Below are 19,224 nucleotides of genomic sequence, written 5' to 3'. Positions count from 1 at the left end.
CTCAATGCGCAGCAAAAAAGAGACGAATCGAAGAGATGACTTGTTGTACTCTTCAACATTATTAATTTTCTGCATCATGCCCTTAAATGGGGCCGCGGAGTCTAGCAAAATTCGCGGCGGATTTATAGGCAAAACGTCGCACGCCTGATAAACCTTTCTCGCCTAGGTGTTTATGTCAGCAAATACTTGCTGGCAAACTCACTGGCACTGACGGGTTTAGAGAATAAATAACCTTGGCCATAGTCGCAGCCTGCATTGAGCAACACCTGCCGCTGCGCCTCGGTTTCAACCCCTTCGGCGATGACTTTCATGCCCAATTTATGGGCCATCACAATAATGGCTTCACACAGGGTGTGGTCATTTTCATCCGTATCAATATGACGGGTAAATGATTGATCTATTTTCAAATAGTCGATATCGAATTTCTTCAAATAGGCCAGTGATGAATACCCGGTACCAAAGTCATCTAAGGAAACTTGCACGCCCGCATCCCGATAGGCTAACAATTTTTCGGTCACGCCCATGCTAGCATCAAGCAATAGCCCCTCGGTAATTTCCACACAAACGCCAGTACCAGTGACATCTAACTGCTGCAGTAATTCAAGCCAATTGTGTAACAGTGTGCCCTCATCACGGAACTGTATAGACGATTTGTTAACACTGATCTGAATTTCCACGCCCAACGTCTTGCGCCATTGGGCGCTTTGACGTGCTGCTTGTTCAAATACCCAGTTACCGATTTCAACAATCAGCCCTGTATCTTCAGCAACGGGAATAAATTCTGCCGGCGATACAGAGCCGCGCTCAGGATGGAACCAGCGCAATAAGGCTTCTGCCTTAGCCACTTCACCAGTCGCCATCGCTACTATCGGTTGATAATGCAGTTCAAATTCTTTATTCAGCACGGCTTGACGGAGATCGTGAATTAATCGCATGCGGTACTTAGCGTATTCCTGCATCGAAGGCGTGAAATAGTTAAAGCGGTTGCGGCCTTGATCTTTTGCCGCATACATAGCCTGATCCGCATGTTTAAGTAAACCTTCAATACTGGTCGAATCATCGGGGTAAAGCGTGATACCAATACTGGCGCTAATATAAGCAGTTTCTTCACCTAGCAGATAGGGCTCGGCAATACGCCTTAAAATATGTTCGGCAACCCGCTCAATCCCCTTATGATCAGCCATAGCACTTAATACTACGGTAAACTCATCACCGCCAAGTCGCGCCACCACATCGGCATCCCGCACACAGGATTTTAAGCGACTGGCGGTTTCGATCAGTAATTGATCCCCCATGGCGTGACCTAAGGTATCGTTAACCTCTTTAAAGTAATCGAGATCGAGGAACATCAGCGCAAAGTGATTGCGATTACGGTCGGCATTCTTGATTTCGGCACTTAAATATTCAAGCAACATGCGTCGATTAGGCAGGCCAGTCAAGGTATCGTAGTTGGCTTGTTTCCAGATTAAATGTTCACTTTGTTTTTTATCGGTAATATCAGAAAAAAGCGCAACACGACGATAAGGCAAACCCTCGGCATTATTAATCGTATTAATGGTTAGCCAAATGACATACTCTTCATTATTCTTACGCCGTTGGCGCATTTCACCCTGCCACTCGCCTTTTTCGCGAATGTCATTATTCATGCGCTGATAAAAATCGTGACCATTAAGGTCGCAATACATCATACGAATATGCTGTCCACGAATTTCAGACTCGCTATAGCCAGTGATATCGGTAAATGCGGCGTTTACGGTAATAATCACTCCGTTTTCATCGAGTACACTCATGGCTTCGGAGCTATTGTTATAGACTAACGCAGAGAGTTTTAAAGACTCTTCAATCAACTTAGCATCGGTAATATCGGTATAAGTACCGCACATTCTGAGCGCATTGTTATTGGCATCACGGCTCACCACTTTACCGGTATCTAAAATCCAGCGGATGTCGCGGTTAAGGGTTTTTAAGCGATATTCCATCTTATGTTGCGGCGTTTCGCCACGAATATGGGCCTCGATAGAATGCAATACTTTGGGCCTATCCTCAGCCACTATCGAGTCCATCCATTGGCGACTATTGGCATTGAGCATATCGATATCGCAACCTAAAATATCGGCACTGCGGGCATTTCGCTCGATATGGTCATTACGAATATCCCAATCCCATACCCCAAGATCGCTACTGCTCAGTACCAACTCAAGTTGCTCACGACTGGCGAGCACCTCCATGTCAGCTAATGTTTGCGCCGTGACATCCAAAAAGCCTGCAATCACTAATAATACCTGATGATTTGCGCGCTTACAGGCCACTGTCATATGGGTGTAAACAATCGAGTTATCCTTGGCAATAAAGCGTTTATCTAATTCGTAATTATCAATTTTTCCTTCAAGCATTAGCTCAAACTTTAATAGATCAGCTTCAACATCATCGGGGTGAGTGAGCTGCTTCCAAGTCATATGCAGCAACTCATCCTCTGAGTATTTAAGCATCTGGCATAACCTTGGATTCACCTTGATCCACTTTTGATCGACGCCAGTAATGGCAATCCCAATATTGCCGACGTTAAATTGGCTGCGGAATAAAAAATCATCTTGCAGGCGAATTTGCTCGTCCCGCTCTAGCTCAAAACGGCGAGATAGCAAACGACTTAGCAGCCAGGTAGCAAGAGGATAAATCAATAATATTGGTAAGGCGATTTTCGACAATACGGGCAATGCAAGCTGGTTAGGCAGCAAAAAAAACCATGACAACATCACTAAATGCACTAAAAAAGCAAAACCAAAGACTTCTTTACCGGAAATATTGGCAAGATAGGACTTACGATAATGCCGCCATATCACACCGATAAGACCGGAACTGATAATTACGCCAACGCCAACCCACATGGCGACACCGCCAATACTGAGTCGGTACAGCGAAGTGATAACAACGGCAATCGCCGTCGGCAAACCACCAAAAAACAGGCCCGAAACACACAAGAGTACAGAGCGGGTATCGAAGATAATACCGGGTTCGTACATCCATGGGGTGCTCATAATGGCAACACCAATGCCACCGATAAATAAGCCAATCCCCAGCCGCCATAGTAAAAAATACTGCCGCTGATGCTTTTTAGGAATCGCATCGTACAAAAACACTAAGGCGAGCAGTAACGCTGCATTTTGTACTAAGGGTAAGAAAATGCTTTTATCCATGGATGTGGAAGCAACTCCAAAAATGAGGAAATGGTCTATCTTACGAAAACTCTCCCCCAAAAGTGTAGCAGAATTGCTTACAAATCATGATCTAATTACATGGGGTAATTCACAAAATGTTGTAAAGTTGTTTCTGGTAATCAAGGGCGATGCTATGCCAATCGAAGTGCTGCGCTTTCGCCTTGCGTTTTAATTGCGTCCAATCACGCGTATTAAATTTATCGAGTGCTTCAGCCAGCTTTGCCAGCATAGCCTCGCCCTGGCTTTTGATATCTTCGCCATAAAACACAAAACCATCGACATTGTCCTCGACCGTATCCCTTAATCCGCCCACGCCATGCACTAAACAAGGCTGACCGCTACGCATGGCGAGCATTTGGCTAATACCACAGGGCTCAAAAGAACTCGGCATGAGGAACAAATCACCCACTTGATAAAGACACTGGGAGAGCTCCTCATGGTATCCCTGCAGAAACACAAAATGGACATACTTAGCCGCAAGGATTTGAAAAAACAGCCCTATCTCTGGGTCGCCGCTGCCAAGCAGCACAAATAGCGCCTTGGGCTGCGTCTGCTGCAACTGTTGCAGTAATGTCTCTAATACCGATAAGCCAGAAGGTAAAATATGGCGCAGGATCAATACTTTTTGATCGGTAAGCCGACCAACAGACGTCAACAGAAAGTTCGGGAACTCCCCCACAGAGGCTTGGCGCCACAGGGCTTGCAGCCGCGTAAAGGCAATCATATCGACGCCACTCACCTGACTGCGCCCGCCCTGCCACTGCACTAAAGCCGACTCAATGCAATTCAGTAGCGCCCTAAACTCAGTTAATCCCATACGTTCTAGGGAGGTTTGCGCTAAAGCCTCTGGGTATTCGCAACCGTTTAAAATGCCTAGCACTAGCCCCTGATCGGATTTGTGTTGTAAATCGGCCTCAAGCCCTTCTCCACCGAAAAAGCCCAACTCTGGGCGAGAGGGAAGCAAGACTTCCTTCGCGTAGGTAGGTGAGACTAAATGCACCCTATCCGCCAGCCTAATCCCCATCCGCATCGGATTAATGCAATGGGGATAACGGGGGTCGATAATCTGGGCGCGTTGGCCCTCATCCAACTGGGCAAATAAGGGAGGAAACCAAGCCGCAAAGCTTGACGAATCATGGCTCAGCGGCCTAATACCCTGCAGCGCAAGGTTATGAATCGAAAACACACATGCTATGCTTTTTAACGCTTGATACTCAGGTGCTAGCGCCCGTAGCATGGCTAAACATCCCGTGTGCCAGTCATGCAGATGTAAAAGCTCAGGCATAGGCACAAGCCCTGCCACTAAGGCCTTGGCTACGCTTGCACACAACAGCGCAAACTTAGTCGCATCATCGGCAAAGGGGCGATCACTTGTGCCTTGGCTATAAATCTGCCCGGGGCTCGATTGCCAGAGCCCATGCTCGAGCAAGTAAATATTGGCGCCCAGCACCTTGGGGTGCGCCAGCCAATACAACTTAATCGGCTCCTGTCGCCCGGCAAAACTCACCTCAAACTCATGGATAAGTTTGGCCCCAAGACCCGTTAAAAATCCGTAGCTTGGCATAATGACATCAGCTTGGATCTCAACCCCCGCCAGCGCTTGGGGCAAGTCACGGATCACATCTGCCATACCGCCCACTTTCGCCCCTTTCAGCGCCCCATTTTCGGCCGCGACCATTAATATGCGTTTCACCTAACTTCATACTCCAACAGGGTTAATTTTCAAGCTAATTAATGGTTTGGCCTTACTCGTAGCCCACCGGCAGTCCTAACATATCGCGGGTGACTAAGGTAATGCCTTTCTCGGACACCCTAAAGCCTTTTGCCCTGTCATGGTCGTGGTTATAACCGATCACTGTGCCTTCGGGGATAATACAACCCCTATCGATGATGGCGTTTTTAATCTTGCAGTGGCGCAGCACCACCACATCGGGCAGCACGACTGAATCCTCAACCACTGAGTAAGAACAAACCCGCACCTCGTTAAACAATACGCTGCGACGCACGGTCGCGCCCGAGATAATACAGCCGCCGGAAATAATCGAATCCACCGCCATGCCGCGTCTATCGTCATCGTCGAACACAAACTTGGCGGGAGGTAATTGCTCCTGATAGGTCCAAATCGGCCATTTGGCATCGTAGAGGTTTAAGGCGGGCGTGGGCGATAACAATTCCATATTGGCCTGCCAGAAGGAATCCAAGGTGCCCACATCGCGCCAGTAGGCTTGCTCGTTGGGGAAGGCACTCTTAAAGGGATAGGCAAACACTTTATGTTTTTCGATGATCGAGGGAATAATGTCTTTGCCAAAATCCCGATCGGAATTGGCATTTTGCGCGTCTTTCTTCAACTGTTCGAACAAAAACTCAGTGTTAAACACATAGTTGCCCATCGAGGCGAGGCACTTCTCAGGATTGCCTGGGGAATGTTTAGGGTGTTTAGGTTTTTCTTCAAATCCGAGGATGCGCATCTCGTCATCGACTTCCATCACCCCAAATGCGCCCGCCGCTTCGGCCACGGGCACCTCAAGGCAGGAGACTGTCATATCGGCGCCAGATTCGGCATGGGCGGCCAGTAAGCCTGCATAATCCATGCGATACACATGGTCACCCGAGAGCACCATCACATACTTGGGCAGCTCATGGCGGATGATGTCGATATTTTGGAATACCGCATCAGCCGTGCCTTGATACCAATTCTCAGAGTAACGTTGTGAGGCGGGCAGAATCTCCACCGACTCACCTAATTCCTTTTTAAAGTGACCCCAACCGCGCATCACGTGGCGAATTAACGAGTGCGACTTATATTGGGTCACCACCCCAACGCGGCGGATCCCCGAGTTAATGCAATTCGACAGCGGAAAATCGATGATCCTAAACTTACCACCGAAATACAGCGCAGGTTTAGCGCGCCAGTCGGTGAGTTCATGTAAACGCGAGCCTCGGCCACCAGCCAGAATCAATGCATAGGTTTCACGAGTTAAATTACTGATATAACGTACATTAGACATAGGCTCTACTCCCCAAATAGCACATCAGTGCCGATTGCTTCACAATCACTCTTCCCTGCCGCCCTAAGGCCGCAGCATTGCATACAACTGCGTATTCCTGCGCTCATTAACGACTCCCTTACAGTTTCCAAATTTCATCCCGATAGCCAGCAATCGTCACATCACTGGAGAAGCGACCACTGGCCGCCGTGTTGCGAATACTCATTTGCGTCCACTTTTTCGGATCTTTATAGGCCTTAGCCACAGCCTCTTGGGCGAGGCGATAACTGTCAAAATCCGCCGCCGTCATCCACTGATCGTCCGCGCTTTCAATCGAGGCGATAATGGGATCGAAAATCCCCGGTTCCAGCAGGTTAAAATGGCCACTCTTCAGTAAAGCCATGACTTCGGATAAGGCGTGGGACTCGGCGATAATCCGCTGCGGTTGGTAATCACAGCGCATTTGGGTCACTTGCTCGGCGTTGAGGCCAAAGAGGAAAAAGTTATCCTCACCCACCTCTTCGAGCATCTCGATATTGGCGCCATCTAAGGTGCCTATGGTGAGTGCCCCGTTCATCATAAACTTCATATTGCCCGTGCCAGAGGCCTCCTTACCCGCGGTGGAGATTTGTTCGGAGACATCGGTGCCGGGGCAGATTTTTTCCATCGCACTGACGTTGTAATTGGGCAGAAACGCAAAGCGCAGATAAGGCGCCACCACAGGATCGCAATTGACCATATGGGCAACATTACTGGCGAGTTTGATGATGAGCTTCGCCATAAAGTAACCGGGCGCAGCCTTGCCACCGATCAGCACACAGCGTGGTACCAGATGCTCTGTATGCCCCTGCTGGATTTGATGGTAGAGATGGATCACATGCAGAATATTGAGTAGCTGACGCTTGTACTCGTGGATCCGCTTGACCTGCACATCAAACAGCATTGAAGGGTCAAACTCGACGCCACATTCCTTAGCAATCATCTTGGCCAGCACCGCCTTGTTGGCTTGCTTCACCTCCCGCCACTTTTGGATAAAGCTAGGATCTTGGGTTAAGGCATTGAGCGCCGTCAGTTGGCTTAAGTCCGTCACCCAACCTTTGCCTAAATGGTTGGTTAACAGTTTGGCGAGCGCGGGATTGCAGTGGGCTAACCAACGTCTTGGTGTCACCCCGTTAGTACGATTGTTAAACTTCTCCGGCCACAGGCTATAAAAATCCTTAAACAGACCCGACTTTAACAATTGGGTATGTAATCCAGCGACACCGTTCACCGAAAAGCTGGCCACTATGGCTAAATAGGCCATGCGCACATGGGGATCGGGGCCATCTTGAATAATCGACATGCTGGCCAGTTTGGCACCATCCCCCGGCCAGTGGTGGGCAACTAAATCGAGGTATCTGGCGTTGATTTCATAGATGATTTCTAAAATACGCGGCAGCATCAATGCCATCATACGCACAGGCCAGCGCTCTAATGCCTCGGGTAGCAGCGTATGATTGGTATAAGCAATGGTTTGACTGGTGATCGACCAAGCGGCATCCCATTCGAGACCATATTCATCCACCAGCAGCCGCATTAACTCGGGAACCGCAATACTTGGGTGGGTGTCATTCAATTGCATCACATTTTTTTCAGCAAAATGAGTGAAATCATTGCCATGGTGATGTACCCAACGTTTTAAAATTGCCTGTAAGCTAGCGGAAGACAAAAAATATTGCTGACGCAGCCGCAGCTCCTTACCGTTTTCGCTGGCATCGTTGGGGTAAAGCACCATAGTGATCTGCTCGGCGAGGTTTTTACGCGCCACGGCCTCTGTGTAATCGCCTTGGTTAAATTCTGCTAAGTCAAAATCATCCGTCGCTTCGGCCTTCCAGAGTCTTAAGCTATTCACGCGACCATTGCGATAGCCAGGAACAGGCATATCGTAGGCAACAGCGAGCACATCTTGGGTATCGACCCAAATCATGTGCCTGCGCCCTTGTTTATCGACATAGGATTCGGTGTGACCAAAGAACTTTACCGTCACATTATGGTGCGGAACACGCACCTCCCAAGGGTTGCCCTCACGTAACCAGCGATCAGGGCGCTCAACCTGATAACCATCAACTATCTTTTGGGCGAACATGCCGTATTCGTAACGAATGCCATACCCAGTCACGGATAAGTCCATGCTGGCGCAACTATCGAGAAAACAAGCTGCAAGCCGCCCAAGGCCACCATTGCCTAAGCCCGCGTCATGTTCGGCCTCTTCTATCTCCTCGAGTGAAACAGAGTAATGGCTTAACGCCTCGCGGCTATCTTGCTCTAACTCTAAGTTTAACAAGGCATTGCCCAGTGTCCTGCCCATTAAAAACTCGAGTGACAAATAGGCCACTTGTTTGTTGTCGTAACAGCTATCTTTGATGCGCGTCTCACGCCAATCATCCAGCATTTGCTCTTTTACGCTGAGAGCCAGCGCTTGAAATAATTCACCACGCGCCCCTTCGCCGCGGCTTAATCCATAGCGAACATGGCGAGTAAAAGAAGCGGGTAAGGCATCACAGGGCTCGCAGGGTTCGGGTGCTGTTTTGCTCTTACTTTCAACCGTCTTTGTTGAACGTTTTTTGGGAGTAACGCCGCTGGTATTTGGGCTCAGCTCACTGTTATGACTCATAGTTAATTCCTTATAAAATCAGCATGAAACAGCATAAGACTGCGATCCTGTAGCAAGTACCGCGTCGGTGAGGACTGAGCATCCAGCGGCTCAGTGGGAGTTAAAAATTGTGGGTCCGTTTGGGTATGCAGCAGGCATTGCCACGGTCCTAAACCGTCAAAAACCGGCAGGGTAAAGGCCAAAGGGTGCTCATCAGCATTAACCATCAACAGCAGTGCTTGAAGGTTGTCACCCTGAGTCTGCGGCTGAGTGGCAGTTAAATTGCCTGATAACACCACACTAAGACTGCGCCCAATGGACTCGCTCCACAGGCTTTTGCTCATAGGTTCACCTTGACGGCTAAACCAATCCAGCCTCACCCCCGCACGGGTTGAGACAGGGCTTGCAGCTTGGATTGCAGATGCCTCAGGTGACCAATTGAAGGCATTGGCCACTAGCTGCTCATGGATAAAACGTTTGGCGCACAGCAGCGGGAAGCGTTTACGCAAGGCAATCAGCTGTGAGGTGAAACTCAGCAATGAGCTATCCATGCCATCCGCTGACCAATCGAACCAATTCAAGGGGTTATCTTGGCAATAGGCGTTATTATTCCCGCCTTGGGTGCGGCCCGCCTCATCACCACTGAGTAACATAGGCACCCCTTGGGATAAGAATAATGTGGTCAATAGATTGCGTTGCTGGCGGGCGCGCAGCGCAAGAATGGTGGCGTCGTCAGTTTCGCCTTCTACCCCATAGTGATAGCTGAAGTTCTCATGGTGGCCGTCGCGGTTTTCTTCACCGTTGGCCCAATTGTGCCGCTCGCAATAACTCACTAAATCTTTGAGGGTAAAACCATCGTGACTGGTTAAAAAGTTGATACTGGCGGCAGGAGGCCGGCCGCTATGCTCAAAGAAATCCCCCGAGCCATGAAACCGCCGCGCAAACTCGGGCAACATGCCGTGATCGCCGCGCCAAAAACGCCGCACGGTGTCGCGGTATCTGTCATTCCACTCGCTAAAAGCCACAGGGAAATTACCCAGCTGATACCCACCAGGGCCAATATCCCAAGGCTCGGCAATCAGCTTCACCCGGCACAACACAGGGTCTTGCAGCAGCGCATCGAAAAAACCACTTCCGGGGTCAAATCCATAGGCTTCACGGCCAAGGCAGGCGGCTAAATCGAAACGAAAACCATCGACGCCCATCACTTCGACCCAGTAACGCAGCGAATCTAACACCAACTGCAACATGCGCGTGTGATTGAGGTTTAAGGTATTACCGCAGCCAGTATCATTGATATAAAAGCGTTTATCATTTGGATGCAGGCGGTAATAACTCAGATTGTCGATACCGCGAAAGCTAAAGGTCGGCCCGAGGCGACTACCCTCGGCGCTGTGGTTATAGACCACATCGAGAATGACTTCGATACCCGCGCCATGCAGTGCATCCACCATGTTACGAAACTCAGCGATATCCTCACTCGAGAGATAACTCGGCTCAGGCGCAAAAAAGCCAATGCTGTTATAACCCCAATAGTTAGATAGCTGTTTTTCAAGCAGAAATGGCTCGGAGAAGAATGCCTGAACCGGCAGTAACTCGACACAATTCACGCCGAGATTGACTAAGTAATCTATCGCGGCTTGGGAGGCAAGCCCTGCAAAAGTGCCACGCAGCGGCGCATCTATCTCAGGGTGCAGCGCGGTAAATCCCTTTAAGTGCATCTCATAGATAATGCACTGCTCAAGCGGCAGTGGCTCACGCATGCTTGCAAGCGGCCGAATAGTATGCGCCTTAGCGGCATTAAAAAGAGGCCGAGTATCGACCACTTTACACTTAGGGACAAAGTCCGCGTTATCTAAGGTGCTGAAAGATAAGTCTTCACTGGGATTATCAATCTCATAACCAAAGTTGGCAATATGGTGGTGATAACGCCCCACAAGCTGGCGCGCGTAGGGGTCTAACAACAATTTATGTGGATTAAATCTGTGCCCTAATTGCGGCTCGTAGGGACCATAGACACGGTAGCCATAAAGCTGGCCAGCACTCAGTCCATGCACATACAAATGCCAGATTTGCTGGGTCTGCTCCGTCAAGGCGATGCGCTGAATTTCCACCTCGCCTTGAGCATCGAACAGACATAACTCCACCCCAGTGGCATGGGCCGAAAACAGGGCGAAATTCACCCCGCCATCATCGACCGTCGCCCCCAAGGGAAAAGGCTGTCCCGCGCTTAGGTTATAAGCGGTTGAGCCATCAGCATTTGCAGGCACGGGATTCATCATAGGCAGGTATCTCTTGGCGCATCCGTCGCGGGCCCGAGAATTAAGCAACCCAGAGGCGGCACAGTGATCAGTGCGCTCGATGCCATGCCCTGCCAAGGTAAGTCTTCGGCAATTACCTTGCCCGCATTCCCCTGATTGCTGCCACCATAGAGATGGCTGTCGCTATTGAGGTACTCACAGAACTCCCCGCCTTGGGGCAAGCCTATACGAAATCCTTGGTGCAGAGTGGGCGTCATGTTCACCACAAACACCAAGGGCACATCACTGCCCTCGCCATAGCGAACAAAGCTAAAAATACTGTCGCGACCATTGTCACAATCGAGCCAGCGAAAACCCTGCGACTCATAGTCGAGCACAGATAAAGCGGGGAATTGGCGATAAAGCCGATTCAGATCCCGAAGCCAGCGCTGCACGCCTTGGTGGGGTTCAAAAGCAAGCAAATGCCAATCGAGGCTATGGTTATGGTTCCATTCGTCGCGCTGGGCGAACTCGCTGCCCATAAACAGTAATTTTTTGCCCGGATGCCCCCACATAAAGCCGTAATAGGCCCTGAGGGTGGCGAATTTTTGCCAATCATCGCCGGGGATTTTATGCAACAAAGAGCCCTTGCCGTGCACCACTTCATCGTGGCTTATCGACAGCATAAATTGCTCCGAATAGGCATACATCAGGCTAAAGGTCAGCTGGTTATGGTGATACTGGCGATAAATAGGATCGCGGCCTAAGTAGCTTAAGCTGTCGTTCATCCAACCCATATTCCACTTAAAACCAAACCCCAGCCCGCCGCTATCCGTCGGCTTAGTCACCCCCGCAAAGGCGGTTGACTCTTCGGCTATCATGCAAATGCCGGGGAAGGCTTGATACAAGCGTTGATTCAACATTTGCAGAAAATGAATCGCCTCTAGATTCTCCCGTCCGCCATAGGCATTGGGCAGCCATTGCCCAGGTTCGCGGCTGTAGTCGAGGTACAACATGGATGACACCGCATCGAGCCTTAGGCCATCGAGGTGAAATTCCCGCAGCCAATAACAGGCATTGCTGAGCAGAAAACTGCGCACCTCACCGCGATCGTAGTTATAGATCAGGGTATCCCAATCGGGGTGCGTGCCTTTGCGCGGGTCTTCATGTTCATAGAGGCAAGTGCCATCGAAACGCACAAGGCCATGGGGATCCTTAGGGAAATGCGCCGCGACCCAATCGAGTAACACGCCAATCTCGGCCTGATGGCAGGCATCGATAAAGGCCTTTAAGCCATTGGCATCACCAAAACGATGGGTCGGCGCATACAGACCAACGGGTTGATACCCCCAAGAGCCGTCGAAGGGATATTCACTGATCGGCATCAACTCGATATGGGTAAAGCCTTGCTCTTTCACATAGGGGATCAACTGCTCGATTAAGTCTTGATAATCAAAATATTGCTCACCAAACTCGCCTTTTCGGCGCCAAGAGCCTAACTGCACTTCGTAGATAGACATAGCGGCGCGATGCCAAGCCGTGGTCGCCCGTTTGTCCATCCATTGTGTATCTGCCCAAGGGTGTTGGTGTTTTTTCGGCACTATGGAGGCATTGTGCGGCGCACATTCCATTTGGGTCGCCATAGGATCAGATTTAGCGTGACGCTCGCCATTTTGATAAATCAAATCAAACTTATAGTGCGCGCCTTCGGTAACATCAGGCAGAAAAATCTCCCATAAGCCGTTGGCCAGATGTTGGCGCATCACATGGCGAGTATCGTCCCAGTGATTAAAATCCCCCACCACAGAGACCCGCTTAGCATTGGGCGCCCATACGCAAAAATGCACGCCTTCTACGCTATCGATTTGGCGCCAGTTCGCACCTAAAAAGCGATAGGCCTGCTCAGCGCTTCCTTCGCCGAAGAGGTATAAATCTTCACTATTGAGGAGTGAACCAAACTGATAAGGATCGATAATATCCAGCTCGCAAAGGGGATAAGTCACCCGTAGCGCATACAAAAAGGGCTTAACCCGTCTGCCTAGCGTACCCGCAAACAGCCCCGCCTCATTGACCCGCTCAAGGCTCGCCACCTTACGGCCATCCTTAAGACTTATCACATCAACCTTTTGGGCGTTGCGTAAAAAACAGCGCACCACCAAGGCCTTGCCCTCGTTGATGCTGTGCATACCGAGCAGGGAAAACACATCCGTATATTGACCGTTTAACAGCGCGACATCGCTACCGTCATAGAAGTAAGTCTGGGCTTGAGTCATCATTTGGCTTCCATTTTTAGTCAAAGGGTATCTGTATGCGCAGCCGTTTCTGGCAAATGTCTTGCCGCAGCAATGAGTTGCAAACGCTTAGCCAGCGTAGGTTTAACCGCTGCCTCGCTTAGGCTGATTGGCAATCGCCGCTGCCAATTCGGGTACTCGAGCCAAGTGCCGGGGATATTCACCGCATGGCGGTCCCCCAGCAGATCGCACCACTGCACGCTATAAAGCGCGCTGTTGCCCGAGGCGCCAAAGGGCATCCACGCCGTTAATAAATCTTCAATATCAATCTGTTGAATATCTGTCTCTGGCAATAAGCCCTGGGAGATTAAGCACTGCGCCAGCTGGTGCTTTTCCTGCTCACGTCCGGCTAAGGCCTCACCTAATTGCTCGTCGGAATTGAACAGTTCGAGTTGTCGCCTCAGGTGCAAATCGCTGCCCGTCCACCAAGCGACTAAGGTCGGCACATCGTGGTTTGCCAGCATCATCAAACTCTGGAACTTATACTGGCTCGGCGGCTTAAAGCCTTGATGGTCTTTGCAGAAGTAGAACAGCTCGTTGGAATAGACCCCCGCCTGATACAGGCGATGAATAATATCGGGCGGCACTAGGCCTAAATCCTCACCAATCACCACACAGCGAGCACGTTGACTCTCAAGGCAGAGAATCGCCAACAGGGTTTCGACCGGGTAATACACATAGGCGCCATGGCCGAGGCGCTTATCTAGTGGCCACCACCAGAGCCGCAGCAGCCCCATCACATGGTCGATTCGCAGCGCACCGCAGTGGGTCATATTGGCGCGGATTAACGCAATAAAATGGCGATATTGATGCTGTTTAAGCTTGACGGGATCGAGGGGCGTAAGGCCCCAGTTTTGTCCCTGTGGCGCGAAGGGATCCGGCGGTGCGCCTATGCTAGCGTTTAAGCAGAACTGCTGCAAATTAGCTTGAACCTCAACGCCATGTAGCGCAGCGCCCACGGCCAAATCGCGGATAAGCCCTATGCCCATTCCCGCTTCTTTAGCTTTGAGCTGGCACAATTGCAGTTGATCTTCGGCCACAAACTGCAGGTACAAATAAAAGCCTTCATCCTGTGCTATGGCCCTTGGGCTGCGTAGCGATTCGGCTTGGGCAAATTCCCTGAGCGACGCGCCCTGCTGTGCTACAAAATCCTCAAATCGCTGCGCCCTTGGTGTGTTTGGCTGTAAATGGTGTTCGCAAAAGATTGTGTATAAACGTGCAAAGGCGCGGTACTTAAGCTCACTCACCTTGGGATAATCGAGCCAGTTCTCCGCATTGAGTAGGGCAATGGCTTCTTGCCATTCCTTCGCCGCAAACTCCGTCTTTAATGGCTCAAATTCAGGCACACTAGGTAAATGAATATACAGCGGATTCAGCCTTCGACGATCGCAGGGACTATAAGGACTCGGATGTTCCGGCGCGGCAATATCTAAGGCATGCAATGGATTAAGTTGAATAAAATCGGCGCCATACTCGGCCACTAAACCAATCAGTTGCTCTAAATCGCCAAAGTCGCCCATGCCCCATTGGCTTTCACTGCGCAGACTATAAAGCTGAAGACTCACGCCCCAGGGTTTATGGCGCTTTCCTTGCGCCACAGCGCTCATCACCCCTTGATAGGCGGTTCTCGGTGCCACCATAAAAGTGCCATGGAACTCAGTCGCCTTGCATGCTACAGAAATGCTTGCTGATGAGTTGCTTGCTGCTGAGGTGCTTGCCGATGCTAGGCCGTGCTGAACATCCGCCAGCCCAAGCAAACTGACACTCAGTTTGTGGTACCCAAGCCCGAGGCAAGATAAATCACTTAAGTTGTCTTTATTGCCTGACGTGTTTGACGCGGCGCTGACATTTTCCCATGAACGGCGCGGCTCAGCGCTGCTATCTTGCTCAGCGGCAGCGGCATCGCCCGCATCACGGCAATGAAACTCATGACCTAAAAGGTCGAGGCGGTATTGCAGGAACTGACACTCATTGGCAAAGGGACTATTGCCAAACTGTGCCAACTCCTGCGCCTGAATCCGATAATCCCCAATCGGTTTTAGCGCCAAAAATGGCACTTCAAGAATAACCCTCTCCCCTTGCTCACAGGTAAAGGTGAGCAGCAGATCGCCACGGTAAGATTGAGGTAAATACAGGCAGACCCAAGGTTCATCGACATAACACCAATGAAACGCCGGCAACACTTGTGTCCAATGGTGTGCATCGAGTTGATACACCTGAGCGTCAAGCTCGTCGCCACAGGGTAAACTCGTTAACGGTTCATCCTTTGCCTCGCAGGGCTGAGTATTTTTTTCCTGCAACATACAGGTCAAAATCCCTTGCCTGTCAGCCTCGGGAATGCGGATGTACTGGCCAAAGCAGTCGGTAAAGTCTGCTCCCACGCCCCGCAAATACAGCAACTTCTCCAGCCCCATATTTGTCGCCCCCGCGACTGCTCATCCATAGCCTTAGATAGGCAGTAACCATGCCAGCGCAAAATAACAGCATGAAGACAGATTTGTGTCAGCCAAGTGACAACAAAGAAAACTTATAAATCAGCATCTTGAATAAAATACGTGCCTTTATCACCCAAGCCTTTGTCCACCGAGCTATCTAGCAAACGCACTAGTTTGAAGCAGGGAGTGATAAAAAAAGGTGCAACGCGCTTAAATGGCGCAAGCAAAACAACATCTTATCTTTGAGTACATTAGTGAGATTTATCCCTTAGGTTGAATGCCTCTCTGGCACAGGGGAGATTAGAGTGACAACTAGCTGCAACACTTTGTATCAATTACATTTTTCATCTTGAAATCCCCTTCATCGCTCTGTCACTATGCGCGCACAAAACAAAAACAACACTTAATCGCAACATTTACCCATGCCCGCTTACATTATCCAAGCAGGCAAAGGCGTGGCGAACAACGCAAAAATAAGGAAATTGATATGAAAAGAATCACGGGACTTTTACTCGCCAGCAGTTTGAGCATGGTTCTCAGTGCCTGCGGCGGTGGCGAAGATGATCTCACTCCCAATATCCCCAAACCCGACCCAACTCCACCGAGCTTAAGTGCCGATGTCTGTTATTTAATGAGTACCACAAAGGGGGATTTAACCTTAGCCATCGACCTCACCCATATGCCCATCACGGGCAAGAACTTTAAACAGTATGTCGATAAGTCCTTCTATAACGGCACCTTATTCCACAGAACCATTAATAACTTTATGATCCAAGGCGGCGGTTTCACCACGGGATTACAGAGCAAGCCAACGAGCTCTCCGATTAAAAACGAGGCCGCGGTCGGTATCAGTAACAAACGGGGCACTATCGCGATGGCGCGTACCACAGTGCCAGACTCAGCAACATCACAGTTCTTTATCAATGTGTTAGATAATCCGCAGCTCGATGCTTCGGCGAGCAACTATGGTTATGCCGTGTTTGGTAAAGTTGTCGAAGGGATGGATGTGGTGGATCAAATAAGCATTGTGCCGACCAAAACCAGTAACGGTTTTAACGACACACCAGTGACTGAGATTTTGATTAATAGTGTGACAGAAACCAACTGCCCCAAAGCTTGATAAATACTCGGGGTTAAATAAAAAGCACTGATTTATCAGTGCTTTTTATTATTCTCGGCCCAAGGAGATTATTCATCCCCTTGAATTTTACCCACTAACAACATAGGTGCTGCGTCGATTTTATCGGCGTCCATCATGGCCGCAATTCGCTCCACCGATGAGAGTAGCTGACTCTGCTCCCACTCTTCAAGATTTTGATATTGCTTAATAAAGTGTTCCTGAAGTGGTTTAGGAGACGCCTCTAAAAGTGCACGCCCCGCATCACTTAAATACAAATGGACTTTACGCTTATCAGACTCGCTGCGTTTGCGGATCACTAATCCCCGCCCTTCGAGCCTATCAATAATCGTTGTCACAGTGGCTGGGCTGAGGGTGATTTCTTCGGCCACCTGCTTAGCTAAGGGAGCGCCGAGTTGGGCAATCTTCTGCATCACCATCAACTGTGGTCCCGTCAAGCCGGAATGCTTATTGAGTTGCCGCGAATGAATGTCGATAGCGCGGATCACGCGGCGCAGTGAAATCAGCAGTTGTTCATATTTTTCCATCGTACTTCACATACTCCTCATCAACTCAACGGCCGCACCTTACCAGAAACTCAACCACAACTCACCTTGGCGGGCAATTTTATCGCGTAATAATCTGAGTTTAACTAAACAAGTAAAAGCTGAAAAAACTCTTAAAAAACATAGCGTATGCACCCCTTAATCTCTGTCATAAAAGTTCATTATTTAGTTATCTAGTTCCAACTTTAGTGCGAATTTCACCTCAGGAATCTATCTAAACCGATCTAGATCACAACTTGGCTACCCCTTAATTGGTAGTTTGGTCACCAGAAAGAAACAAATTTAATATACAAGCAAATAGGTGGATATATGGCTGCTAAATTTTTTATTCCTTCCGTCAACGTATTAGGCAAAGGCGCAGTAGATGATGCTATTGGTGATATCAAAACCTTAGGCTTTAAACACGCGCTAATTGTGACGGATAAACCTTTAGTCAATATTGGTTTAGTTGGTGAAGTGGTCGAAAAACTCGGCCAAAATGGTATTACCTCAACCGTGTTTGATGGCGTTCAACCTAACCCAACCGTCGGGAACGTTGAAGCAGGTCTTGCCCTGTTAAAAGCCAATCGATGCGATTTTGTGATTTCACTCGGTGGCGGCTCACCACACGATTGCGCTAAAGGTATCGCTCTTGTGGCAACCAACGGTGGCAGCATCAAAGACTACGAAGGCTTAGACCAATCCGCTAAGCCACAACTGCCATTAGTAGCCATTAACACCACCGCCGGCACCGCCAGTGAAATGACCCGTTTTTGTATCATCACTGACGAAGCTCGCCATATCAAAATGGCAATTGTCGATAAACACACCACCCCATTACTGTCTGTGAATGACCCAGAGCTGATGCTGAAAAAACCAGCAAGCCTCACTGCTGCAACGGGGATGGACGCGCTGACCCACGCGGTTGAAGCCTATGTGTCTATCGCTGCGAACCCCATTACCGATGCCTGCGCCATTAAAGCCATTGAGCTTATCCAAGGCAACTTAGTGAATGCGGTAAAACAAGGCCAAGATATTGAAGCCCGTGAGCAGATGGCCTATGCGCAATTCTTAGCGGGTATGGCCTTTAACAACGCCAGCTTAGGTTATGTGCATGCCATGGCGCACCAATTAGGCGGTTTCTACGATCTGCCCCACGGTGTGTGTAACGCCCTCTTATTACCCCATGTGCAAGAATACAACGCTAAAGTGGTACCGCATCGCTTAAAAGATATCGCCAAAGCGATGGGTGTCGATGTTGCCAATATGACGGATGAGCAAGGTGCTGCGGCTGCAATCACCGCGATTAAAGCCCTATCCGTTTCGGTAAATATTCCAGAAAACCTGACGTTACTCGGGGTTAAAGCGGAAGATATTCCAACGCTGGCTGAAAACGCCTTGAAGGATGCCTGTGGTTTCACTAACCCTAAACAGGCAACCCATGAAGAGATCTGCCAGATCTTCACGAATGCGTTATAAGTCATACAAGCTCTAACGCCTATCAGCGCGCCAATTGACAGGATGTTGTTCGGCTAGCGCAAGCTAACGACATAGAATCGGCCCAAACAAGTTCCCTTGTTTGGGCCTTTCTTTTTATGCATCAAAGACACCTTTAACACCACATGATCACAGCAAAAACCGCCGTAACGCCTTAATCTTCGGCAATTGAGATCGCGCAGATCGAAAATTCCATCAAATAGCGCAAAAACGTGATCTTGGTGGGTTACATGGTGTTACAAATCCGCTAGACTGGTTCCAGTTC

Annotated in this window: 10 protein-coding genes; 2 read left to right on the top strand and 8 right to left on the bottom strand. The window is 49.5% G+C overall.

The window, feature by feature from the left end; genetic code table 11:
* Positions 1-170: 170 nt before the first annotated feature.
* From M0413_RS00730 to malQ, 7 genes are all read right to left on the bottom strand, one after another.
* The gene (locus M0413_RS00730) at positions 171-3,194 is read right to left on the bottom strand and encodes an EAL domain-containing protein (RefSeq protein ID WP_249552800.1); all 3,024 of its coding nucleotides are present in this window, start codon (positions 3,192-3,194) and stop codon (positions 171-173) included.
* Positions 3,195-3,303: 109 nt separating this feature from the next.
* A complete protein-coding gene (locus M0413_RS00725; RefSeq protein WP_249552937.1) occupies positions 3,304-4,893 on the bottom strand; it encodes a glycogen synthase in 1,590 nt (529 codons plus the stop codon).
* A 67-nt stretch (positions 4,894-4,960) separates the two neighbouring features.
* On the bottom strand, positions 4,961-6,223 hold the full coding sequence (gene glgC / locus M0413_RS00720) for a glucose-1-phosphate adenylyltransferase (RefSeq protein ID WP_011717793.1): 1,263 nt from the start codon (positions 6,221-6,223) through the stop codon (positions 4,961-4,963).
* A 118-nt stretch (positions 6,224-6,341) separates the two neighbouring features.
* Positions 6,342-8,855, bottom strand: coding sequence for a glycogen/starch/alpha-glucan phosphorylase (locus tag M0413_RS00715; protein ID WP_249552799.1), 2,514 nt, complete (start codon positions 8,853-8,855; stop codon positions 6,342-6,344).
* Between the two features lie 2 nt (positions 8,856-8,857).
* Entirely contained in the window at positions 8,858-11,116 is a 2,259-nt protein-coding gene (gene glgX / locus M0413_RS00710; protein ID WP_173944706.1) for a glycogen debranching protein GlgX, read from the bottom strand.
* Positions 11,113-13,350 (bottom strand): 1,4-alpha-glucan branching protein GlgB, encoded by a 2,238-nt coding sequence (gene glgB / locus M0413_RS00705; RefSeq protein WP_172590694.1) that lies wholly within the window; start codon positions 13,348-13,350, stop codon positions 11,113-11,115. The genes glgX and glgB overlap by 4 nt, the downstream gene beginning before the upstream one ends.
* Before the next feature lie 17 nt (positions 13,351-13,367).
* Positions 13,368-15,779: a 4-alpha-glucanotransferase gene (malQ, locus tag M0413_RS00700; protein WP_249552798.1), complete on the bottom strand. Its 2,412-nt coding sequence runs from the start codon at positions 15,777-15,779 to the stop codon at positions 13,368-13,370.
* Between the two features lie 508 nt (positions 15,780-16,287).
* Here malQ and M0413_RS00695 point away from each other — a divergent pair.
* Positions 16,288-16,920 carry a peptidylprolyl isomerase gene (locus M0413_RS00695; RefSeq protein ID WP_240292291.1) on the top strand — a complete coding sequence of 211 codons (633 nt, stop codon included), beginning with the start codon at positions 16,288-16,290 and terminating at the stop codon, positions 16,918-16,920.
* Between the two features lie 68 nt (positions 16,921-16,988).
* Here the strand turns inward: M0413_RS00695 and M0413_RS00690 are convergent, their stop codons facing one another.
* Positions 16,989-17,465, bottom strand: a complete 477-nt coding sequence (locus M0413_RS00690; protein WP_037416024.1) for a MarR family winged helix-turn-helix transcriptional regulator — start codon at positions 17,463-17,465, stop codon at positions 16,989-16,991.
* Positions 17,466-17,792: 327 nt separating this feature from the next.
* Here M0413_RS00690 and yiaY point away from each other — a divergent pair, with 327 nt between their 5' ends.
* Positions 17,793-18,941 carry an L-threonine dehydrogenase gene (gene yiaY / locus M0413_RS00685; protein WP_249552797.1) on the top strand — a complete coding sequence of 383 codons (1,149 nt, stop codon included), beginning with the start codon at positions 17,793-17,795 and terminating at the stop codon, positions 18,939-18,941.
* Positions 18,942-19,224 lie beyond the last annotated feature (283 nt).

Source organism: Shewanella sp. 8A (assembly GCF_023475945.1).
GTDB lineage: Bacteria > Pseudomonadota > Gammaproteobacteria > Enterobacterales > Shewanellaceae > Shewanella > Shewanella xiamenensis.
Note: the sequence above shows the minus strand (reverse complement) of the source record. Positions and strands in the feature narration are given on the sequence as shown.